Genomic DNA, 21,171 nt, shown 5'->3' with positions numbered 1-21,171 from the left:
ACCCCATGTCACCGAGCCCCCGCGCGGCAGCGCGTCCCTCTTCCCCCAGCCCTTCCACCGCGACGGCCTCTCGCGCGGCCAAGGCCATCGATGCCGAATGGTGCGTGGGCGTGGTCACGGCATCCGGCGCCGAAGGGCTGGCGGTGGTCAGTGGTGGCCTGCAGGTCCAGGCCCGGCGCGCGGTGGGCTGCCTGCTGGCGCCGCGGCCCGGCGACACGGTGGCCTGCCTGCGCGTCGCACCCGCACAGTGGTGGGTCATGAACGTGCTGCAGCGCGACGAATCGGACGCGCCCCATCTGCTCAGCCTGCCCGGGGACGCCCTGCTGCAGGCGGAGGGCGGCACGCTGTCGTTGCAGGCCGAAGCGCTGGACCTGCGCGCCGGCCGCAGCCTGGCCATCACCGCGCCGCAGGCCCAGGTGGCGGTGGACGGTGCCGACGTGGTCGGACGCCAGCTGCGCGTGAGCGCCGGCGTGTTCAAGCTGGTGGGCTCGGTGCTGTCGACGGTGATGGAGCGTGTGCAGCACCACAGCCGCCATTACCTGCGCCGCACCGAGGGGCTGGACCAGGTGCATGCCACGCACCTGAACTGCGAGGCCGAGCAGACCCTGCGGCTGTCGGGCGAGCACGCGCTGGTCAATGGCGAGAAGCTGGTGAAGGCGCGGGGCGCGCAGATCCACTTCGGCTGACGCCTTTCATCCCCATCGAGGAGCGCCGCATGTTCGCCAACTGCCAGGTCATGGGAACCGACATGGGCTTCCCCGACGTCTGCCTCACGCCCGCGGTGCCCTCGCCGATCCCGGTGCCATATCCCAACATCGCCATGGGGCCGATGGCCATCCCCAACTGCCCGACCATCCTCATCATGGGCGGGCCGGCGCACAACCTGGGCACCACCATTCCCATGACCAATGGCGACAACGCGGGCGTGCTGCTGGGCGTGGCCTCGGGCACGGTGATGGGGCCGAGCCGGCACCTCACCGGCGCGTTCACCGTGCTGCTGCAGGGCATGCCGGCCTCCCGGCTGACCAGCATGTCGCTGCAGAACAGCACCAACTGCCCGGGCGTGCGCGTGGTGCCGAGCCAGCCGGTGGTGCTGCTGCTCGCGCCCTGAGAGCCTCAGCGCGGCGGCGGCGGCGGCGTCCACTCGCGCGCGATGTCCTGCGGCGTCTTGGGCGGCGGGAAGTACAGCGACTCGCGCCGGTCCCAGTCGAGGCGCACCACGCTGTGGGCGAACTGCCGCAGCTCGTTGGACGCCGCCGTCGTCGATGCCTCGCGCTCGCGCCCATCGGTCAGCACCTCGCGCACCTGGCCCGCCTCGAAGCGCACGCGCATCACCAGCGGCCGCGCCGTGCCGTAGAGGCACCGCAGCCCGCTGTACACGTCCTGGATCTGTTCGCCGGAGCGCAGCCGCACGTCGTACTCGAGCAGGTTGCTCTTGGTGCGGTTGCCTGGGCCGTAGCGGCAGCGCGCCACCACTTCGTCGATCTCGCCGAGCCACGCGCGGGCCTGCTGCGGGGCCTGGGGCAGCAGGCCGGGCGCCCATACGGGGTTCATGCGGCCGATCTCGGCGTCGATGGCCTTCTGCAGCAGGTCGGCCAGCACGGGGTTCGGCGTGTCGCCGGGTTGCTCACGGTCGCCGCCACCGCCCTGGCAGGCGCCGAGCAAGGCGGACAGGAGGGTCAGGAGGCCCATGGTTCGACTCCTTGAAGGCAATGGCGGCATGCGCCGATTAGACGATCCGGGCGGTGCGTTTTCCAAAGGCCTGCGCACGGGCGACGGCATACCTCTTCCGGCGAGATTGCCAAGGCGTCGGGCCCTATGAATACTGGCCCGCACATCGGCGAGCGGCGGCCTCGCCGCCTTCGCGCGCAGCGGGAGCCCCATTCATGATCGAAATCGTCGTCGTCGGCCGTCAAGGCGCCCCGATGGGGCGGCCCATGGCCGCCCGCTTCGGCCCCCAGGGCGGCACCATCGGCCGCGCGGACACCAACACGCTGGTGCTGGACGACCCGGACCGCACCGTCTCGCGCGTGCATGCGCAGGTGCTGTGCCGCGGCGACCAGTACGTGATCGTGGACCGCGGCAGCAATCCGATGCAGTGCAACGGCGTGCCGCTGGGCGCGGGCAACGAGGTCGCGCTCATGGGGGGCGAGCGGCTGGTGATCGGCAGCTTCGAACTCGCCGTGCAGCAGCTGGCGGCGGCCCCGTCGCCGAAGGCCGCGGCGATGGACCTGCCCACCGACTTCGGTGCGCCGGCGTCACCGAAGCCGGCCTTGCCCGACGACGATCCCTTTGCCGATCTGCTGGCGGGGCTTGCGCCTGCGGCGGCGCCCGCCCGTCCGCCGGCGGCGCCTGCGCCCTCGGCCGCGGGAGGGCGCGAGCTGCCAGCAGCCTTCGCCGATCCACTGGGCGCGGCGCCCCGTGCGGCCCCCGCATCGGCCGGCGATCCCTTCGGCGGTCTGCTGGGCGGCCTGCCGGCCGCGTCGGCGCCGCTCGACGACTTCTCGGACCTGGGCCTGCCCGCGGCCTCCAATCCCACGGCCAACGCGCAGCGCATCGACGATCTGTTCGGCCTCGGTCCCGCACCGGCGGGCGCCGATCCGCTGGCCCTGTCCCCATTGGCCGATCCGCTTTTGCAGCCCAACACCGCCGCAGCCGCGTCCGACCCCCTGGCGGCCCTGCAGCAGCGACCCGCGGCAAGCCAGGCGCCTCGCAGCGACCACGCGCCCATCGGGCAGTTCGGCTTCACGCCGCCGCGGGCGAGCGCGCCCGCGCCTGCCGCGCGCCCGGCCGACGGTGGCGCCACCTTCGACGACACGGCCGGCGAGCCGATCCGCATCGGTCGCGCCTCCGTGCCGCGGCCGCCCGCGCCGGTGGCCGCGCCGTCGCCGCCTGCGCCGGGAGCGGCGGCGCCGACACTGCCCGTCGCGGGTGCATCGGCGGCAGTGCCCGATCCCTTTGCGGACCTGCTGGGCGACGAGCCTTTCGGTCCGTCGGCGGTCGCTGGCGGCGGCTTCGACGATCTGCTGGCGCCTGCCCCAGCGCCTGCGCCGGCCCCTGCGGTGGCGCCGGCGGTCGCTGCGCGCGCCCCGGTCGCCATGCCGCAGCCCGCGCCTGCGATGCCGGCCGCGCCGGTGCCTGCCATGGGGGGGCCGCCGTCGCCCGCCATGCCGACGGCCGGCGCCTTCGACGCAGGCACCGGCACAGACTCGGGCGAACTGCTGACCGCCTTCCTGCGGGGCCTGGGCGGCATGCACCAGCCGCCCGCGCAGCTCACGCCCGCGCTGATGGAGCGCATCGGCGTCATGCTGCGCAGCGCCACCGAAGGCACGCTGCAGCTGCTGCTGACGCGCCAGGAGCTCAAGCGCGAGGTGCGTGCCGAGGTCACGATGATCGCGGCGCAGGCCAACAACCCCCTCAAGTTCTCGCCCACTGTCGAGGTCGCCCTCGGCCATCTGCTGGGCCCGCAGCTGCGCGGCTTCATGCCCGCCGAGGCCGCCATGCGCGATGCCTACGACGACCTGCGCGCGCATCAGTTCGGCGTCATGGTCGGCCTGCGCGCGGCGCTGGCCGCCCTCATCGCCCGCTTTGGCCCCGAAGAGCTCGAGAAGAAGATCGCCGCCCGCTCGGCGCTGGACAGCCTGTTCGCGGCCAACCGCAAGGCCAAGCTGTGGGACCAGTTCACCGCGCTGTACGGCGCCATCGCCACCGAGGCCGAGGACGACTTCCACAGCCTCTTCGGCAAGGCCTTCCTGGAGGCCTACGAAGCGCAGATGGCCCGGCTGAAGCAGCCGCCCGGCAGCGGCACGACCTGAGACACCGAGAGGCAGGAGACCCCAACGATGACAACTGCGACGAGGAGCGCGCGTGGAAATTGAGATCGTCACCCTGACCCGCCAGGGCGGGCGTGACTACAACGAGGACGTCTACGGCCACTGGTACGACGATCGCCATGTGCTGTGCCTGGTGGCCGATGGTGCGGGCGGCCATGGCGGGGGCGACGTGGCCGCGGCGACGGCCCGGGCCAGCCTGCTGGGTGGCTTCGCGCTCGAGCCCGGCCTGGCGCCGGGCCTGCTGCGCCAGCTGGTCGCGCAGGCCAACCAGGCCATCGTCGCGCGCCAGGCCGAGGGCGGCAAGCTGGCCGCCATGCGCACGACGCTGGTGATGGCGGCCATCGACCTGGAGGAACATGCCATGGTGTGGGCCCACAGCGGCGACAGCCGGGCCTACCTGTTCCGTGGCGGCGCCGTCGTGGCGCGCACCGTGGACCACAGCCTGGTGCAGCAGATGGTGGCCGGCGGCATGCTCGACGACGAGGGCGCACGCCTGCATCCGCAGCGCAACGTGCTGCTGTCGGCGCTGGGCTCCGCCACCGAACCGCCGCAGGTGGACATCTCCGACCGGATGCGCCTGGAGCCCGGCGATGCGCTGCTGCTGTGCTCGGACGGCGTGTGGGAGGTGGTGGGCGACGAAGGCCTCGCCGCCTGCCTGCATGCCTCGCGCACGCCGCGGCAATGGGTGGACCAGATCGACGCCCAGATCGTCGGGCGCGGCAAGCCCGGTCAGGACAACTACACCGCCATCGCCTTGTGGGTGATGCCCGACGGGCATGACGACGCGACACGGCTGATGCCCGGCTGAGCAGCGAAGGGCCCGGGCGCCCGTGTGGCGTCGGCCGCCCTCGCGGCACAAAGCAAGACGCCGGCATCTGCCGGCGTCTTGCTTGGGATGCGGTGTCGTCCGCAGCGTCCGTCAGCCGAAGGCCTTGTTCTCGGCAATGTTCCAGGCGGCCGTCTTCACGCCCTTGCCGCCGCCCTTCTGCGTCTGCGGGTCGTACTCGAACTTGAACTTGGCGAAGTTGAAGACGACGTTCTCGGTCAGGCGGTCCTCGCCGCCGCTGCCGCCGGTGCTCACGCTGCTGATGATCACTTCTTCCATGGTGATCTTGATGTACTCCAGCGGATCGTCGCCGGCCTTGCGCACCACCAGCGTCATCTTGTCGTAGTGGGTGCCCTTGCAGCAGGCCAGGATCAGCGCATGCGAGGCCGCGTCCACGTACTTGGTGACGCTGAGATCCTGCACGTTGACCTTGCCGGCGCCGCCGCCGCCGCCGCCGTGCATCGTGCCCGACTGGGACATGCCCCAGCTCCAGGCCAGGATGTCGAGCTCCTCCTTGTGTTTTGCGTCCCTCGACTCGCCCTTGATCTCTGCGCCTTCGATCTTGAGGAACATGTCTACTGCCATGATGTGCACCTTTCAGTTGGGTGGGAAGTGATTGGGCTTTCCTGCACAAGCGCCGGAAAGCTGTCTGGAGAACGAGAGGCGGTGCGCCTTTTCAAAAGGGATTGCGCGCACCGTGGGGACCTGGATCAGGCGCCACCCTTGGCCGAGGGCAGCTTCGACACCAGTCGCAGCGACACCGTCAGGCCTTCGAGCTGGTAGTGCGGGCGCAGGAAGAACTTGGACGTGTAGTAGCCCGGGTTGCCCTCGACCTCCTCCACGATCACCTCGGCGGCGGCCAGCGGCTTGCGGGCCTTGGTCTCTTCCGATGACGTGGCGGGATCGCCGTCCACGTAGTTGGTGATCCACTTGTTCAGCCAGCGCTCCATGTCGGCCTTCTCCTTGAAGCCGCCGATCTTGTCGCGCACGATGCACTTGAGGTAGTGCGCGAAGCGGTTGCAGGCGAAGAGGTAGGGCAGGCGGGCCGCCAGGTTGGCATTGGCCGAGGCGTCCGGGTCGTCGTACTCGGCCGGCTTGTGCAGCGACTGCGCGCCGATGAAGGCCGCGAAGTCCGAGTTCTTGCGGTGGATCATCGACAGCAGGCCGGCCTTGGACAGCTCGGCCTCGCGGCGGTCGCTGATGGCGATCTCGGTGGGGCACTTCTGGTCCACGCCGCCGTCGTCGCTTGGGAAGGTGTGCAGCGGCAGGTTCTCCACCGCGCCGCCCGACTCGATGCCGCGGATGCGCGAGCCCCAGCCGTATTCCTTGTACGAGCGGTTGATGTTGGTGGCCATCGCATAGGCGGCGTTGGCCCAGGCGTACTTGTTGTGGTCGGCGCCGGCCGTGTCTTCCTCGAAGTCGAATTCCTCGACCGGATTGCTGTTGGCGCCGTAGGGCGTGCGCGCCAGGAAGCGCGGCATGCACAGGCCCAGGTAGCGCGAGTCGTCCGATTCGCGCAGCGTGCGCCAGCCGGCGTACTCGGGCGTGCCGAAGATCTTGGTCAGGTCGCGCGGGTTGGCCAGCTCCTGCCAGCTGCCCATCTGCATCAGGCTGGGGTTGGCGCCGGTGATGAAGGGCGCGTGCGCGGCGGCCGCGATCTTGGCCATCTCGCCCAGCAGCTCGACGTCGGGCGGCGTGTGGTCGAAGTGGTAGTCGCCCACGATGGCGCCGAAGGGCTCGCCGCCGAACTGGCCGTATTCCTCTTCGTAGACCTTCTTGAACATCGGGCTCTGGTCCCAGGCCGCGCCCTTGAACTTCTTCAGTGTCTTGGCGAGGTCCTGCTTGGAGACGTCCATCACGCGGATCTTCAGGTTCTCGTCGGTCTCGGTGTTGTTGACCATGTAGTGCAGGCCGCGCCATGCACTCTCGAGCTTCTGGTAGTCCGGGTGGTGGATGATCTTGTTGACCTGCTCGGTCAGCTTGGCGTCGATGGCGGCAATCATGGCCTGGATCGACTGCGTGACGTCCTTGCCGATCAGCGCCGTGTTCGACAGCGCCTGCTGCGCCAGCGTGAGCACGGCGGTCTCGACCGCGCTCTTGGCCTCGTCGCTGCGGGGCTTGAATTCCTTCTGCAGCAGCGATGCGAAATCGCTGCCGGCGTACTCGACCTCTTTCAGCGCATTCTGCTGAAGTGCTTCTGCCATGGGGTTCTCCTCGATCCTGGGCGGGTGGGTGTCAGGCGGCGCTGTCTTCGGCCGGCTTCTTGGCGGCGGCCAGCGACTGCAGCAGGGCCGGGTCTTCCAGCACCTTGGCCAGCAGTTCCTCGGCGCCGCCCTTGCCGTCCATGTAGGTCACCAGGTTGGACAGCTGGTTGCGCGCTTCGAGCAGCTTGTTGAGCGAGTCGACCTTGCGCGCGATGGCGCCGGGCGAGAAGTCGTCCATGTTCTCGAAGGTCAGCTCCACCTTGAGTTCGCCCTCGCCGGTGAGCGTGTTCTCGACCGCGAAGGCGGTGCGCGGCTTCATGGCCTTCATGCGGGCGTCGAAGTTGTCGACGTCGAACTCCAGGAACTTGCGCTCTGCCACCGGCGCCAGTGGGTCGGCGGGCTTGCCCGACAGGTCGGCCAGCACGCCCATCACGAAGGGCAGCTGCACCTTCTTCTCGGCGCCGTACAACTCGACGTCGTACTCGATCTGCACGCGCGGCGCGCGGTTGCGGGCAATGAATTTCTGACTGCTCTTGGAAGACATGCGGAAGCTCCTTGAAGGAGTGGGGGGTGAAGCGTGTGGCGGGGCCGGCGGCGACTCAGTCGTCGTCGCTCGGGGCACGTGCGCCGGTCACGTGCTCGATCGTGCTCATGGCGTCGGGCGCCAGGTTGGCGATGATGTCCAGGAAGCTCACGCCGATGAGCTTCTTGGCGCGCTCGATGAGCAGCGGTGCGGGGTTGCCGGGCTCGGTGCGCTGCAGGTAGGCGATGACCTTGTCGAGCATCAGCAGGGCATCGGCGCGCGACTGGATCTCGCCGCGGATGGGGGCACCGGCGCCGGGGCGGCCCGTGCTGCCGTTGTCCGCGCCGTCACCGCCGTCCTCGCCGCCGGTCGGTGCGGCGTCGCCGCCCTGGTCGGCCGCGTCGCCCGCGGCCAGGCCCTGTGCGGCCTGCCCCAGCATGTGCCCGATGGTCCTCAGGCGCGCCAGGTCCACGGCGTCGCCCTGGCTGCTGCGTTCGTTCAGGACCTGGCGCAGGCCGTTGACGGCGGGCCCGGTGGCAGCCATGCGGTCGGCCACTTCGGGCTGCGATTGCACGATCTCTTCGAGCCCGCCCTGCACTTGCGAGGCGGAGTAGCCGGCGTCGTCGCCCAGGGGCTCCAGGACGCCGCGTGCAATCGCGATGTCGCGCACCCGGATGCGGCCCACGCTGCGCGCCGTGCCCACCCAGGCGTCGTACAGGTCGCGCACCACCAATGCATCGTCGGCCAGCGGCGCGAGCGCATTCAGGCGCATGGTGGGGTCGTTGTCGTCGTCCGCATCCAGCATCGGATGGATGTGGTCCCACTGGCTGTCGAGCAGGCCGGCGAGCAGACGCATGCCGGCCAGGAAGCCCTCCAGGCCCTGCAGCCGGGTGCTGGCACGCAGCAGGTGCATGGCCACGCGCACGTCCTTGGTCCGCCGCAGCAGTGCCTGGGCCGCCTCGGCCACCTGCGGCCATTCGGGCTCGACGGCGGGGATGATGGTGTCGCCGAACTGCTGCTCGGGTTTGCCCTGGGCCGAGGTCTCCAGCGCGATGAACTCGGGGTCGTACTCGAGGTCGTCGCCGCAGGGCGATGCCTCGCCGATGGGCTCCAGCAGTGCGTCGACGATGTCCGGGGTCAGCATGTTGCCTGTCAAATAGTGCTGGGGATAATCGAAGATACCCACCCCAGGGTCAATGCAACGAAGGAAATAGCATGCAGGCGCCATCCCCCCAACGTTCGTCCTATGGCCGCCTTGCGCGGCGCTCGCTGGGGCGTGGTCTTCTTGCCGGTGCGGTGCTCGGTCCGCTGCTGCTGGCCGGCTGTGCGGCGCCGCCGCCTCCGCCGCCCAAGCCCATCGTCACGCCGGTGGTGCTGAACCTCAAGGGCGGTGCCGACGCCAACCCCGATGCACGCGGCCGGGCTTCGCCGGTGACCGTGCGGGTGTATGCGCTGAAGGCCTCGCAGTCCTTCGATGCGGCCGACTTCTTCACGCTCTTCGACAAGGACCAGGCCACGCTGGGTGGCGACCTGGTGCAGAAGGAGGAACTGCTGCTGCGCCCCGGCGACAGCCGCCGCATCGAGATGACGCTGCCGGCCGATGCCAAGGCGCTCGCCTTCATGGCTGCCTACCGTGACCTGGAGCGGGCCCGCTGGCGCGAGGTGCGGCCGGTGGAGCCGGGCAAGCCGGTGAAGCTCGACGTGACCTTCGGCGCGCGGCAGATCCGCATCGAGCCCTCGACGCCCTGAAGGGGAGCGCGGGCTGCGAGTTCAGCGGATGGACGCCGGCGGCTCGTGCAGGCCGGCCATCCGGCCCAGCAGGCCGGCCGTGAATGCCGCGTCGGGCCGCGATGCCGTGAAGAACAACCCCTGCCAGTGCGGCAGCGGCGAGGGCGGCGGTCCGTCGGTCAGCATGTCCAGCCACTGGCACAGGCCGGCACGCAGGCTGCGGACCTGCTCGACGAACTCGTGCATGTCGCGTCGCATCGGCATGGGTGGCGCGTCGAGCAGCATGCCCAGGCGCAGGGCATGCAGGCGGTCCATGAGGGGCTCGAACACCGGTGCGAGCAGGTCCTCGGGCCGCGCGCCGCGGCCGGTGCCGGGGTGGCGCATGCCCCAGGGCTGCCGGAAGGCCTCGGGCGGCAGCAGCGCCTCGAAGCTGGCATAGCCGGGCAGTGCCTGCATCTGCGTGACGACCAGGTGCACGGGCAGGGCGAGGCCCAGCGCGCCGCAGGCCTGGTGCGCGAGATGGCTGAGGCGCGCCAGGCGCTCGGTGCGCGCGGTGCCGTCGCGCAGCAGGTCCGCGGCGGTGATGCACAGCACCAGGCCATGCAGGGGCTGTGCGGGATGCCGATGGGCCAGGGTGCGCAGGGCATGGGGCCACAGGCCGAGGCGGCGCGCGCCACCATCCAGGCCCTCGGTGGCCGGCAGCGTGAGGCCGAGCAGCAGGATGCCGCCGGCCTGGCGCGCCTCCCAGAAGTGGGAGGGCAGGGCCCCGCCAGCGGGCGTGGCCAGCAGCGAGGAGGGCACGGCCTGCGCATCGCCGATGCTCAGCAGCCGGCAGGTGGCGCGGCCGCCCGGCAGCGCCATCTGCAATGCGCGGAGTTCATCGCGGCCCGGCCGCTCGCGCGGCGGCTGGTGGCGGATCCAGCGTGCCAGGCGACGCCGGCGGCGCCAGCGTTGCCGGCCTTCCCGCCGCCACCATCGCCCGAGCAGCAGCAGCGCGACCAGCGTCAGCAGGCCCAGGGCCAGGCAGGCCGGCATGGTCAGCCCTCCACGAAGGGCAGGACCACGCAGGCCAGGGCCAGGGCCACCATGGCGGCGGCCAGTGCCGCGATCCGCCAGGGCTGCGGGTCGTGCGCGCGGGGCGCCACCGCCAGGGGCGGGCCCGGCACCGAGGCCCATGCGCCCCAGGCCGAGGGGCGGATCGGCGCCAGTGGCAGCTGGGCCGCATGCAGGGCCTTCAGCCGTGCCAGCACGCCAGCGCCCTGGCCCCGCTCGAAGTGGTACTGGCCATGGAAGCCCAGGGCCAGTGCGTACCAGTAGACCTCGCGCACCTGCGCGTCGTGCGGCCCCAGCACGGCGAGGTGATGGAAGAACTCGGTGCCGGCCGTGGTCGAGTTGAATAGCACCAGCTGCAGCGTGTCGGCCGGTGCCCCCGGCAAGCGGGCCAGCACCTCGTCGAGCCAGGCCACGACGGCGAAGGCGGCCGACTCCACCTGGGCCAGGGAGTGGCCCGCGTCCAGGGCCTGCATGCGCGCGCGCATCAGCCGCTCACGGGCGAGCCGGCTCGCCTGCCCAGGCTCGCGCATGGCCGCCTCCTGCGCCTGCAGGGCGAGCCCGAGCGAGAAGAGCGGCGCATAGAAGTCGAACAGGCGCGGCATGGGCCCTCTTGCACAACCGTGGGTCCGGATCGCATGTGCGGGCCATCTTGGCGAGGCGATCGCCGGGCCACCATAGGGCGACGGAGCTATGCCTTTCGGGCAGGGGCGGCGCCTTGCTGGCGGGGGGCTTAGGCGCTACCCTGCCGGTTTTCGCGCCTGCGAGGGCGGGCAGCGGCGGCGCAGGGCATCGTGGGGCGCAGGCCTGGGCGAATGCGGCGCGCGCACATCTCCATCGAGCACGCCATGAGAATCCTGATCGCCGAAGACCACCGTCTGGTCATCGAGGCCATGAAGGCCAAGCTGGCCGAACTTCAAGAAGGCGTCACGTTCGTGGTGGCCACCACGGCGGCCGAGCTGTTCTCGCTGGCCACCGACGACATCGACCTGGCGCTGATCGACCTGAACATCCCCGGCGCCGAGCAGTACGGCCACATCGACGAGCTGCGGCGCCGCCATCCGGCCGTGCCGGTGATCGTGGTCTCGGGCTACGAGGACCCGGCCATGATGCGCGCGGTGCTCGACCGCGGCGCGCTCGGCTTCATTCCCAAGGCCTATTCGCCCGACGTGATGCTGTCGGCCGTGCGGCTGGTGATGGCCGGGGGCGTGTACGTGCCGCCCATGATGCTGTCGGCCCTGCCGGGCGGATTGGCGCCGCATGCCGGCACCGAGCCGCTGGTGCGCGCGGCGCCGGCCCCCGCGGCCGCGCCCACGCTGGAGCACCTGCGCAACGTGCTCACCGAGCGACAGGTCGAGGTGCTGCAGCTGCTGTCGCAGGGCAAGCCCAACAAGCTGATCGGCCGCAGCCTCGGCATCAGCGAAGGCACGGTGAAGATCCACCTGGCGGCCATCTTCCGCGCACTGAACGTGCGCAACCGCACCGAGGCGGTGGTGGCGGCGCAGTCCCTGACCGAAGCGTGAGCGCCTGAGCCGGGCGCGGCGCCCGGGTGCGACGGGTCTGGGCTCGGCCCTGCAGCGCTGCCTGCCGGGGCGTGGGCGCTACAGTCGCAGGCCCGACTTCGACCCTGCCTGTCCGTGACTGCCGCATTCTTCGACCGCTCCTCCCTCGACGCCGCCATCGTGGACCTCGACGGCACGATGGTGGACACCCTGGGTGACTTCGCCGCCGCGCTGGGCGGCATGCTGCAGGACCTGTCGCTGCCGCCCATCGACGTGAACGTCATCGGCACGCTGGTGGGCAAGGGCTCCGAGCACCTGATCCGCGCGGTGCTGCAGCAGGTGGGGGCGCCGTCGCCCGAGGCGCTCTTCGACCGCGCCTGGACCCGCTACCAGCGGCATTACCTCGCCATCAACGGCCAGCATTCGACGGTCTATCCCGGCGTGGCCGACGGCCTGGCGTCGCTGCGCGCGCAAGGCCTGCGGCTGGCCTGCCTGACCAACAAGCCGCTCGCCTTCGCGCGGCCACTGCTCGCGGCCAAGGGTCTGGATGGTTTCTTCGACCATGTCTTCGGCGGCGACAGCTTCTCGCGCAAGAAGCCCGATCCGCTGCCGCTGCTGGGCACCTGCGAGGCCCTGGGCAGCGCGCCGGGCCGCACGCTGGCCATTGGCGACTCCAGCAACGACGCGCAGGCTGCGCGTGCCGCCGGCTGCCGCGTGGTGCTGGTGAGCTATGGCTACAACCACGGCCGCCCCGTGCGAGAGGTGCCGGCGGACGCCTATGTGGATTCGCTGGCGGACCTGCGCCTTGACATCCGGCCGGGCGGCACGGCCCACTGACGGGCTTGTCCGCGAAGCGTCCCCGGCGTCCAGAGGCCCTGGGCTACACTCCGCGCCTCTCATGTTCATTCATCACGTCATCCAGACGGGGCAAGGCTGCCGGGGAGCCTGGCCCTGGCGCAAGCCAAAGACGTTGACCGCCTGATCGCGCGGCCCTCGCGGCTGCGCACGCCTGGCCCGGCCGATGCTTCGCTCGCCGTGCCTCCTCCAGATCGAATGAACCGCCGCATGGGCCACAGGAGCGCCCGCCGGCCAGGAGAAACCCCGTGATCACCGAACTCGAGTTCAAGAGCCTCAGCAGCCAGGGCTTCAACCGCATCCCGCTGATGACCGAGGCCTTCGCGGACCTCGAAACCCCGCTCTCCCTCTACCTCAAGCTGGCCCATGGCCACGGCGCCGCCGGCGGCGGACGCCACAGCTTCCTGCTCGAATCCGTCGTCGGCGGCGAGCGCTTCGGCCGCTACAGCTTCATCGGCCTGCCCGCGCGCACGCTGCTGCGCGCCAGCGGCTTCGGCGACGAAGCCCGCACCGAGGTCGTGACCGACGGTCAGGTGGTGGAGACCGCCAGCGGCAACCCGCTGGACTTCATCGCGGCCTACCAGAAGCGCTTCAAGGTGGCACTGCGGCCCGGCCTGCCGCGCTTCTGTGGCGGCCTGGCCGGCTACTTCGGCTACGACGCGGTGCGCTACATCGAGAAGAAGCTCGAGAAGACCTGCCCGCCCGACACCATCGGCTGCCCCGACATCCTGCTGCTGCAATGTGAGGAGCTGGCCGTCATCGACAACCTGTCGGGCAAGCTCTACCTGATCGTCTATGCCGACCCGTCGCAGCCCGAGGCCTATGCCCGCGGCAAGCGCCGGCTGCGCGAGCTCAAGGAGTTGCTGCGCTATTCGGTGGCTGCCCCGCAGGTCAAGCCCACGCAGGCGCATCCGGCCGAGCGGCCCTTCGCCAAGTCCGACTACCTGGCGGCGGTGGAGCGCGCCAAGGAGCTGATCGCCGCCGGCGACTTCATGCAGGTGCAGGTGGGCCAGCGCATCAGCAAGCGCTACACCGAATCGCCGCTGTCGCTGTACCGCGCGCTGCGTTCGCTCAACCCCAGCCCGTACATGTACTTCTATGACTTCGGCGACTTCCATGTCGTGGGCGCGTCGCCGGAGATCCTTGTGCGCCAGGAGCACGCGCCGAGCGACGCCGGGCCGCCCCAAGGCGCGAGCGCCCCCTCGGGGGGCAGCGAACCACGCGCAGCGGGGAGCGTGGGGGCTTCAGCTCTAGAACAGAAGATCACCATCCGTCCCCTGGCCGGCACCCGGCCGCGCGGCGCCTCGATGGAACTGGACAAGGCCGCCGAGGTCGAGCTGGTCAACGACCCCAAGGAACGCGCCGAGCACGTCATGCTGATCGACCTGGCGCGCAACGACATCGGCCGCATCGCCAAGACCGGCAGCGTCAAGGTGACCGAGGCCTTCGCGGTCGAGCGCTACAGCCATGTGATGCACATCGTGAGCAATGTCGAGGGCACGCTGCTGGACGGCATGGGCGCCATCGACGTGTTCAAGGCCACCTTCCCGGCTGGCACGCTGACCGGCGCGCCCAAGGTGCATGCCATGGAGCTGATCGACCAGTTGGAGCCCACCAAGCGCGGCCTGTACGGAGGCGCCTGCGGCTACATCAGCTATGCCGGCGACATGGACCTGGCCATCGCCATCCGCACCGGCGTCATCAAGGACCAGGTGCTGCACGTGCAGGCCGCGGCCGGCGTGGTGGCCGATTCGGTGCCCGAGCTGGAATGGAAGGAAACCGAGGCCAAGGCCCGCGCGCTGCTGCGTGCGGCAGAGCTGGTGGAAGAAGGTCTGGAGTGAGCGCCATGAAGCTGCTGATGATCGACAACTACGACTCCTTCACCTACAACCTGGTGCAGTACTTCGGCGAGCTGGGCGCGGAGGTGGAGACGGTGCGCAACGACGAGATCACGCTGGAAGGCATCGGCGAGCGCATCGCCGCCGGCGTGAGCCGGCTGGTGATCTCTCCCGGTCCCTGCTCGCCGGCCGAGGCCGGCGTGTCGGTGCCGGCCATCCAGGCCTTCGCCGGCAAGCTGCCCATCCTGGGCGTGTGCCTGGGCCACCAGAGCATCGGCGCGGCCTTCGGCGGCAGGATCGTGCGGGCCCGGCAGCTGATGCACGGCAAGGTCAGCGAGATCACGACCACGCGCGAAGGCGTGTTCGCCCGCCTGCCCGAGCGCTTCACCGTCAACCGCTACCACTCGCTGGCGATCGAGGCCGACAGCTGCCCCGCGGTGCTGGCCGTCACGGCGCGCACCGACGACGGCGAGATCATGGGCGTGCGCCACACCGAGCTGCCGCAGGCGGTGCGGATGGAGGGCGTGCAGTTCCATCCCGAGTCCATCCTGACCGAGCATGGCCATGCCATGCTGAAGAACTTCCTGGAGCCCGCCTGATGACCCGCACCGCCCCCATCGACCTGCGCAGCGACACCGTCACCCGCCCGACCGCGGCGATGCGCCAGGCCATGGTGGCGGCACCGGTGGGCGACGACGTCTTCGCCGACGACCCGACGGTCAATGCGCTGCAGGCGCGCATCGCTGAGATGCTCGGCTTCGAGGCGGCGCTGTTCGTGCCCACCGGCACGCAGAGCAACCTGTGCGCGCTGCTGGCGCACTGCCAGCGCGGCGACGAGTACATCGTGGGCCAGATGCAGCACTGCTACCGCTGGGAAGGCGGCGGGGCCGCGGTGTTCGGCAGCATCCAGCCGCAGCCACTTGAGCATCAACATGACGGCACGCTGGCGCTGGCCGACATCGAGGCAGCCATCAAGCCGGACGATGCGCACTTCGCGCGCACCCGGCTGCTGGCGCTGGAAAACACGCTGGGCGGCCGGCTGCTGCCCTTCGGCTATGTGCAGCAGGCCACCGCGCTCGCGCAATCGCGCGGCCTGTCGCGCCATCTGGACGGTGCGCGCCTCTTCAATGCGGCAGTCGCGCAGGCCCAGGCGACGGGCGGCGACGCACGCACCGAGGCGCGGCGCATCGCGCAGTGCTTCGACAGCGTCTCGGTGTGCTTCAGCAAGGGCCTGGGCGCGCCGGTGGGCTCGGCGCTGTGCGGCTCGCGCGAGTTCATCGCCCGCGCCCATCGCGTGCGCAAGATGGCCGGCGGCGGCATGCGCCAGGCCGGCATGCTGGCCGCGGCGGCCTTGCATGCGCTGGACCACCATATCGACCGCCTGGCCGACGACCATGCGCTCGCGAAGCGCTTCGCCGATGGGCTGGTGGGCATTGCCGGCCTGAAGGTCGAGGCGCCGCACACCAATCTCGTCTTCGTCGACCTCGAAGGGCCGGCACGCGAACGCAGCGCCGGTCTGATGGACTTCCTGAAGTCGCGCGGCGTGCTGGCGACGGGGCTCTATCGCCTGCGCTTCGCGACGCATCTCGATGTGGACGAAGAAGGCGTGGACCAGGCCGTGGCGGCCATGAAGGACTACTTCCATGCCTGACCTGCCGCACCTGCTGGCCTTCGTGCTCGCCGGCCTGCTGCTGAACCTCACGCCAGGCGTGGACGTGTTCTACATCGTGGGCCATGCGCTGCGCCAGGGCTGGCGCGCGGGCGTGGTGGCGGCGCTGGGCATCACGGCGGGCTGCTGCGTGCACATCGTTGCCGCGGCCGTGGGGGTGAGCGCCATCGTCGCCGCCTCGGCCACCGCCTTCATGGTGCTCAAGTGGGTGGGCGCGGCCTACCTCGTGTGGATCGGCGTGCAGATGCTGCGCCGGCCGGGCGCCCTGCAGGCCGGACTGGCCGCGCAGCAAAGCCCGCAGACCGAGCCGCTGGCGCGTGTCTTCCGCGGCGGCTTCCTGACCAACGTGCTCAACCCGAAGGTGGCGCTCTTCTTCCTGGCCTTCGTGCCGCAGTTCGTCGATCCGGCGGCGGCGCATCCGGGCGGGGTGTTCCTGCTTCTGGGCCTGCTCTTCAACTTCAATGCGCTGTGGGTGTGCATCGGCTGGGCGGCGCTCGCGGCCTGGATGGCGCGACGCCTGGACCGCGCCGGCACCGTGCTGCGCTGGGCCGAGCGGGCCGCGGGCCTCATGGTGCTGGGCTTCGGCCTCAAGCTTGCCTTCAGCGACGCGCCTTCGCGCTGAACCTTCACCTTTTCCTTCTTCCTTCCGACTTCGAGAAAGCAGACACCGCCATGCCCATCACGCTCCAGGAAGCCGTGCAGCGCACCATCGAGCACCGGGAGATCTTCCACGACGAGATGCTCCACATCATGCGCCTCATCATGCGCGGCGAAGCCTCGCCCGTGATGACGGCGGCGCTCATCACCGGCCTGCGCGTCAAGAAGGAAACCATCGGCGAGATCACTGCCGCCGCGCAGGTGATGCGCGAGGTGGCGCTGCATGTGCCGGTGAAGAACCGCACGCACCTGGTCGACATCGTGGGCACGGGCGGCGATGGCTCGCACACCTTCAACATCTCGACCTGCGCCATGTTCGTCGCGGCCGCTGCAGGCGCCAAGGTGAGCAAGCATGGCGGGCGCAGCGTGAGCAGCAAGTCCGGCAGTGCCGACGTGCTGGAGTCGCTGGGCGTCAACATCAACCTGGGCCCAGAGCAGATCGCCCGCAGCATCGAGGCGGTGGGTATCGGCTTCATGTTCGCGCCCAACCACCATCCGGCGATGAAGAACGTGGCACCGATCCGCCGCGAGCTGGGCATCAAGACCATCTTCAACATCCTGGGTCCGCTGACCAACCCGGCTGGCGCCACCAACATCCTGATGGGCGTGTTCCACCCGGACCTCGTAGGCATCCAGGTGCGGGCGCTGCAGCGCCTGGGCGCCGAGCATGCGCTGGTGGTCTACGGTCGCGACGGCCTGGACGAGATCTCGCTGGGTGCCGCCACCATGGTGGGCGAACTCCGGAATGGCGAGATCCGCGAGTACGAGGTGCATCCCGAGGACTTCGGCCTGCGCATGGCGAGTCTTCGCTCCCTGCGTGTGCAGACGCCGGAGGAATCGAAGTCGGTGCTGATGGGCGTGCTCGACGGTGTGCATGGCGCGGCCCGCGACATCGTGCTGCTCAATGCCGGTGCGGCGCTCTATGCCGCCAATGTCGCCGACTCCATCGGCGCCGGCATCGAGCGCGCGCGCGAGGCCATCGACAGCGGCGCTGGCAAGGCCCGCCTGGCCCAGATGGTCCAGTTCACCACGTCCGCTGCCGCGGCCTGATCCCGATTCACCGAGAGAACGCCCCATGTCCGACATCCTCAACAAGATCGTGGCCGTCAAGCACGAGGAAGTGGCCGCCGCCCGCAAGCGGGTGCCGCTGGAGGCCATCCGCGCCGACGCCGAAAGCCGCGTGCTGACGCGCGACTTCGTGGGCGCGCTGCGCCGCCGCATCGCCGCCGGTCAGGCAGGCGTGATCGCCGAGATCAAGAAGGCCAGCCCCAGCAAGGGCGTGATCCGCGAGGGCGAGTTCATTCCCGCGGACCTGGCCCAGAGCTATGCGCTGGGCGACGGCGAGATGGCCGCGGCCTGCCTGTCCGTGCTGACCGACCGCCAGTTCTTCCAGGGCAGCCCCGACTACCTGCGCCAGGCCCGCGCCTCCTGCGACCTGCCGGTGCTGCGCAAGGACTTCATGGTCGATGCGTGGCAGATCTACGAGTCACGCGCGATGGGCGCCGACTGCATCCTGCTCATCGCCGCCTGCCTGGACGACGCACAGATGCGCGACTTCGAGGCCATCGCGCTGGGTCTGGACATGGCGGTGCTGGTCGAGGTGCACGACGCCGCCGAGATGGCGCGCGCGCTGAAGTTGCGCACGCCGCTGGTGGGCGTCAACAACCGCAACCTGCGCAGCTTCGAGGTATCGATCCAGACCACGCTGGACCTGAAGGCCATGGTGCCGGCGGAGCGCCTGCTGGTCACCGAATCGGGCATCGCCACGCGCGAGGACGTGCAGCAACTGCGCGAAGGCGGCGTGAATGCCTTCCTCGTCGGCGAGCGCTTCATGCGTGCGCCGGAGCCGGGCGAGGCGCTGGCCGAGCTGTTCGCCGCATGATCCGGGACGGCATGGCTCAGCCTGGCGCGGCCACGCAACTGCAGTCCGCCGACCCGGCCGAATGGGCCGTGGCCGAGGGCTGGCGGCCGCTGGTCGACCGGTTCTTCGCCGGCGACAAGGGGCAGGGCCTGCTTGCTTTCCTGCAGCAGCGGCTGGATGCCGGCGCGGTGATCTTTCCGCCGCAGCCGCTGCGGGCGCTGGAACTCACGCCGCCCGAGGCCGTGCGCGTGGTCATCCTGGGTCAGGACCCGTATCACGGCCGCGGCCAGGCCGAGGGCCTGGCCTTTTCGGTGGCGCCCGGCGTGCGGCTGCCACCCTCGCTGCGCAACATCTTCCAGGAGCTCCAGCGCGACCTGGGCACGCCGCCGCCGAAGTTCCCGAGCCCCGGCGGCAGCCTGGTGCGCTGGGCGCAGCAGGGCGTGCTGCTGCTCAACACCTGCCTCACGGTGGAGGAGGGCCAGCCCGCCAGCCATGCCGGCCGAGGCTGGGAGGTGCTGACCGATGCGGTGATCCGCCATGTCGCCGACGGCGCGCGGCCGGCGGTGTTCATGCTCTGGGGATCGCATGCCCAGAGCAAGCGCAGCTTCATCGACGCCAGGCGGCACAAGCTGCTGATGGCCAACCATCCCTCGCCGCTGTCGGCGCTGCGGCCACCGGTGCCTTTCATCGGCTGCGGGCATTTCGGCCAGGCACGGGCCTGGCGCGATGCGCAACGTGCCGCGGCTCCGGGCGAGGGTGCTGTGCCAACCCCGGACGCCTGATCTCCGGCCGGCGATCAGGCGCTGCGCAGTTGCGGCGTCCGCTTCGCCACTGGTTCGGTCGGCAGCGGCGCGCCGGCCACGTAGTCGGCCTGAATGTCGATGGTGGTGCGGCGGCCCACGTCGTCGATTTGCCTTGCCAGCCAGTCCTGGGCGGCGTGGCGGCCCCGTTCGAACAACTGCTCGATCATGGCGATGTCGGTGGACAGCTTGCTCGACGAGGGCAGCGGGTCGTCCAGGGCGCTGTCGATGTCGATGCGGTGCAGGCGCAACTGGCGGAACTGCCGGCCTTCCTGCAGCCGGCCATCGGCCAGCAGCTGCTGCATGAAGTCGATGCTGCGCATCTGCGAGATCAGGCTCGCGTTGAAGGCCAGTTCGTCCACGCGCTGGGCGATCTCATGGGGCGTGCGGGGCGTGTCGGCGCGGTGCAGCGGATTGAGCTGGACGAGCACGATGTCGGCACTCTCACAGTTCTCGATCAGCGGCAGCAGGGCCGGATTGGCCGAGTAGCCACCGTCCCAGTAGGGCTCGCCGTCGATCTCCACCGCCTGGAACATCGTCGGCAGGCAGGCGGAGGCCATCACCGCGGACAGCGTCAGCTGCGCGCCATGGAAGATCTGCGCCCGTCCGGTTCGCACCTGCGTGGCGGAGACGTAGACGCGGGGGCTGTCGAGCGTGGCGAGCGCGTCGAAGTCGATCTCCTGGTCCAGCAGCGTCCGCAGCGGGTTGATGCCCAGAGGATTGAACTGGTACGGCGATGCCCACGGATCGGTCGTCAGGGAGGGGAAGGCAGGCGCCTGTCCGAACAGCATGCGCATGAACTGGGAGGCCAGCGCGCCCGGCGCACCGACACCGGCCACGCGCCGCCAGACGCGCTCGAGCGTCTCGCGGGCGGCTTGGCGGGCGGCGGTCCTGGCGGGGTCGCCCGCGTCGCCGGCCTTCGCAAAGCCATGCGCCAGGGCCACGGCGTTGACGGCGCCCGCGCTGGCGCCGCTGATGCCATCCAGGGCGAGGCGCCCATCCTCGAGCAGGGCATCCAGCACGCCCCAGGTGAACGCGCCGTGCGAGCCCCCGCCTTGCAGCGCGAGATTGACCTTGGGGCGGCGGCCAGGAAGGGGAAGGGCGGAAGCACTCATGCGTGGATTGTGCAGTGCAGCAAAAACCCTGGGCGGCGCATCCTTCCGCGGCTTCTGTCGTCCGAGGCGCCGCACGGACGAAAAATTTTTTCGGGCCAGCTCGCCATCTTGGATGGATGGTGCTATAGTCTGTGGTTCGCCGGAGAGGTGGCCGAGTGGTTAATGGCAGCAGACTGTAAATCTGCCGGTTTATACCTACGCTGGTTCGAATCCAGCCCTCTCCACCAGCGAATGATGAAAGTTGCCGAGCGATTTTCGTGCGAGGCCCCGGTGCCGATGTCGGCATCGAAGTGTCACGATGCGGGAGTAGTTCAATGGTAGAACCCCAGCCTTCCAAGCTGATGACGCGGGTTCGATTCCCGTCTCCCGCTCCATGCGGCTTCATCAAACGTTGAGCGACGGTTTTCAAGTTGCCCTTGTGGCTCAGTGGTAGAGCACTCCCTTGGTAAGGGAGAGGTCGCGGGTCCGATTCCCGCCAAGGGCACCATCGATTGCAGGGATGGTGCGGCAGCCGGCTGCACAAGTCCATGTACATGTGGTCTAAGTTGTATTCGGAGTCCAGACAATGGCAAAAGGCAAGTTTGAACGCACCAAGCCGCACGTGAACGTGGGCACCATCGGTCACGTGGACCATGGCAAGACGACCCTGACGGCGGCCATCGCCACGGTGCTGTCGGCCAAGTTCGGCGGCGAAGCCAAGAAGTACGACG

The 21,171-nt window shown here is 70.1% G+C and carries 23 protein-coding genes and 3 tRNA genes; 18 read left to right on the top strand and 8 right to left on the bottom strand.

The window, feature by feature from the left end; genetic code table 11:
* Positions 1 to 5 precede the first annotated feature (5 nt).
* A complete protein-coding gene (locus tag KBC94_RS26490; RefSeq protein WP_294377720.1) occupies positions 6 to 686 on the top strand; it encodes a DUF3540 domain-containing protein in 681 nt (226 codons plus the stop codon).
* 29 nt (positions 687 to 715) lie between these two features.
* Complete coding sequence (locus KBC94_RS26485) at positions 716 to 1,111, top strand: DUF4150 domain-containing protein (RefSeq protein ID WP_114802058.1); 396 nt, start codon at positions 716 to 718, stop codon at positions 1,109 to 1,111.
* Between the two features lie 5 nt (positions 1,112 to 1,116).
* Here KBC94_RS26485 and KBC94_RS26480 read toward each other — a convergent pair whose 3' ends face one another.
* Positions 1,117 to 1,692 carry a hypothetical protein gene (locus KBC94_RS26480; protein WP_294377717.1) on the bottom strand — a complete coding sequence of 192 codons (576 nt, stop codon included), beginning with the start codon at positions 1,690 to 1,692 and terminating at the stop codon, positions 1,117 to 1,119.
* Positions 1,693 to 1,886: 194 nt separating this feature from the next.
* Between KBC94_RS26480 and tagH the strand changes: the two genes are divergently transcribed.
* Positions 1,887 to 3,815: a type VI secretion system-associated FHA domain protein TagH gene (gene tagH / locus KBC94_RS26475; protein ID WP_294377714.1), complete on the top strand. Its 1,929-nt coding sequence runs from the start codon at positions 1,887 to 1,889 to the stop codon at positions 3,813 to 3,815.
* Positions 3,816 to 3,867: 52 nt separating this feature from the next.
* Positions 3,868 to 4,641, top strand: coding sequence for a protein phosphatase 2C domain-containing protein (locus tag KBC94_RS26470; RefSeq protein WP_294377712.1), 774 nt, complete (start codon positions 3,868 to 3,870; stop codon positions 4,639 to 4,641).
* 111 nt (positions 4,642 to 4,752) lie between these two features.
* On the opposite strand, the gene KBC94_RS26465 is transcribed toward KBC94_RS26470, so the two are convergent.
* The 4 genes from KBC94_RS26465 to tssA form a co-directional block, all read right to left on the bottom strand.
* On the bottom strand, positions 4,753 to 5,244 hold the full coding sequence (locus tag KBC94_RS26465; RefSeq protein ID WP_294377709.1) for a type VI secretion system tube protein Hcp: 492 nt from the start codon (positions 5,242 to 5,244) through the stop codon (positions 4,753 to 4,755).
* Between the two features lie 125 nt (positions 5,245 to 5,369).
* The gene (gene tssC, locus KBC94_RS26460; protein ID WP_294377707.1) at positions 5,370 to 6,863 is read right to left on the bottom strand and encodes a type VI secretion system contractile sheath large subunit; all 1,494 of its coding nucleotides are present in this window, start codon (positions 6,861 to 6,863) and stop codon (positions 5,370 to 5,372) included.
* A 31-nt stretch (positions 6,864 to 6,894) separates the two neighbouring features.
* Positions 6,895 to 7,407, bottom strand: coding sequence for a type VI secretion system contractile sheath small subunit (gene tssB / locus KBC94_RS26455; RefSeq protein WP_017759093.1), 513 nt, complete (start codon positions 7,405 to 7,407; stop codon positions 6,895 to 6,897).
* 55 nt (positions 7,408 to 7,462) lie between these two features.
* On the bottom strand, positions 7,463 to 8,530 hold the full coding sequence (gene tssA / locus KBC94_RS26450) for a type VI secretion system protein TssA (RefSeq protein ID WP_294377702.1): 1,068 nt from the start codon (positions 8,528 to 8,530) through the stop codon (positions 7,463 to 7,465).
* Positions 8,531 to 8,601: 71 nt separating this feature from the next.
* Here tssA and tssJ point away from each other — a divergent pair, with 71 nt between their 5' ends.
* A complete protein-coding gene (gene tssJ, locus KBC94_RS26445; protein ID WP_294377699.1) occupies positions 8,602 to 9,135 on the top strand; it encodes a type VI secretion system lipoprotein TssJ in 534 nt (177 codons plus the stop codon).
* Positions 9,136 to 9,156: 21 nt separating this feature from the next.
* Here tssJ and KBC94_RS26440 read toward each other — a convergent pair whose 3' ends face one another.
* Together KBC94_RS26440 and KBC94_RS26435 are read right to left on the bottom strand one after the other, a co-directional pair.
* Complete coding sequence (locus KBC94_RS26440) at positions 9,157 to 10,149, bottom strand: type VI secretion system protein (RefSeq protein WP_294377697.1); 993 nt, start codon at positions 10,147 to 10,149, stop codon at positions 9,157 to 9,159.
* Between the two features lie 2 nt (positions 10,150 to 10,151).
* The gene (locus tag KBC94_RS26435; protein WP_294377694.1) at positions 10,152 to 10,769 is read right to left on the bottom strand and encodes a DotU family type IV/VI secretion system protein; all 618 of its coding nucleotides are present in this window, start codon (positions 10,767 to 10,769) and stop codon (positions 10,152 to 10,154) included.
* Positions 10,770 to 11,012: 243 nt separating this feature from the next.
* Between KBC94_RS26435 and KBC94_RS26430 the strand changes: the two genes are divergently transcribed.
* The 9 genes from KBC94_RS26430 (at position 11,013) to KBC94_RS26390 (ending at position 19,328) form a co-directional block, all read left to right on the top strand.
* Complete coding sequence (locus tag KBC94_RS26430) at positions 11,013 to 11,687, top strand: response regulator transcription factor (protein ID WP_294377692.1); 675 nt, start codon at positions 11,013 to 11,015, stop codon at positions 11,685 to 11,687.
* Positions 11,688 to 11,801: 114 nt separating this feature from the next.
* A complete protein-coding gene (gene gph, locus KBC94_RS26425) occupies positions 11,802 to 12,503 on the top strand; it encodes a phosphoglycolate phosphatase (RefSeq protein ID WP_294377691.1) in 702 nt (233 codons plus the stop codon).
* Positions 12,504 to 12,769: 266 nt separating this feature from the next.
* Positions 12,770 to 14,362, top strand: a complete 1,593-nt coding sequence (locus KBC94_RS26420; protein ID WP_294377687.1) for a chorismate-binding protein — start codon at positions 12,770 to 12,772, stop codon at positions 14,360 to 14,362.
* Between the two features lie 5 nt (positions 14,363 to 14,367).
* Complete coding sequence (locus tag KBC94_RS26415; protein WP_294377808.1) at positions 14,368 to 14,958, top strand: aminodeoxychorismate/anthranilate synthase component II; 591 nt, start codon at positions 14,368 to 14,370, stop codon at positions 14,956 to 14,958.
* Positions 14,958 to 16,010, top strand: coding sequence for a low-specificity L-threonine aldolase (gene ltaE, locus KBC94_RS26410; RefSeq protein ID WP_294377684.1), 1,053 nt, complete (start codon positions 14,958 to 14,960; stop codon positions 16,008 to 16,010). The genes KBC94_RS26415 and ltaE overlap by 1 nt, the downstream gene beginning before the upstream one ends.
* On the top strand, positions 16,003 to 16,650 hold the full coding sequence (locus KBC94_RS26405; protein ID WP_294377680.1) for a LysE family translocator: 648 nt from the start codon (positions 16,003 to 16,005) through the stop codon (positions 16,648 to 16,650). The genes ltaE and KBC94_RS26405 overlap by 8 nt, the downstream gene beginning before the upstream one ends.
* Before the next feature lie 50 nt (positions 16,651 to 16,700).
* Entirely contained in the window at positions 16,701 to 17,735 is a 1,035-nt protein-coding gene (gene trpD, locus KBC94_RS26400) for an anthranilate phosphoribosyltransferase (protein ID WP_294377676.1), read from the top strand.
* 25 nt (positions 17,736 to 17,760) lie between these two features.
* Positions 17,761 to 18,567 (top strand): indole-3-glycerol phosphate synthase TrpC, encoded by an 807-nt coding sequence (gene trpC / locus KBC94_RS26395; RefSeq protein WP_294377674.1) that lies wholly within the window; start codon positions 17,761 to 17,763, stop codon positions 18,565 to 18,567.
* 11 nt (positions 18,568 to 18,578) lie between these two features.
* Positions 18,579 to 19,328, top strand: coding sequence for a uracil-DNA glycosylase (locus tag KBC94_RS26390; protein WP_294377671.1), 750 nt, complete (start codon positions 18,579 to 18,581; stop codon positions 19,326 to 19,328).
* A gap of 14 nt (positions 19,329 to 19,342) precedes the next feature.
* On the opposite strand, the gene KBC94_RS26385 is transcribed toward KBC94_RS26390, so the two are convergent.
* Positions 19,343 to 20,461 (bottom strand): patatin-like phospholipase family protein, encoded by a 1,119-nt coding sequence (locus KBC94_RS26385; RefSeq protein WP_294377666.1) that lies wholly within the window; start codon positions 20,459 to 20,461, stop codon positions 19,343 to 19,345.
* A gap of 141 nt (positions 20,462 to 20,602) precedes the next feature.
* On the opposite strand from KBC94_RS26385, the gene KBC94_RS26380 reads away from it, so the two are divergent.
* The 4 genes from KBC94_RS26380 to KBC94_RS26365 form a co-directional block, all read left to right on the top strand.
* A tRNA-Tyr gene (locus tag KBC94_RS26380) sits at positions 20,603 to 20,688 on the top strand.
* A gap of 73 nt (positions 20,689 to 20,761) precedes the next feature.
* A tRNA-Gly gene (locus tag KBC94_RS26375) sits at positions 20,762 to 20,835 on the top strand.
* 38 nt (positions 20,836 to 20,873) lie between these two features.
* Positions 20,874 to 20,948, top strand: a tRNA-Thr gene (locus tag KBC94_RS26370).
* A gap of 78 nt (positions 20,949 to 21,026) precedes the next feature.
* Positions 21,027 to 21,171: GTP-binding protein (locus KBC94_RS26365; RefSeq protein WP_294366786.1), on the top strand; the 145-nt coding region annotated here is incomplete at its 3' end.

The organism is Pseudacidovorax sp. (assembly GCF_017991995.1).
Lineage (GTDB): Bacteria > Pseudomonadota > Gammaproteobacteria > Burkholderiales > Burkholderiaceae_C > Xenophilus.
The sequence above is the reverse complement of the archived record's forward strand: the minus strand, read 5'-3'. Positions and strand labels throughout refer to the sequence as shown.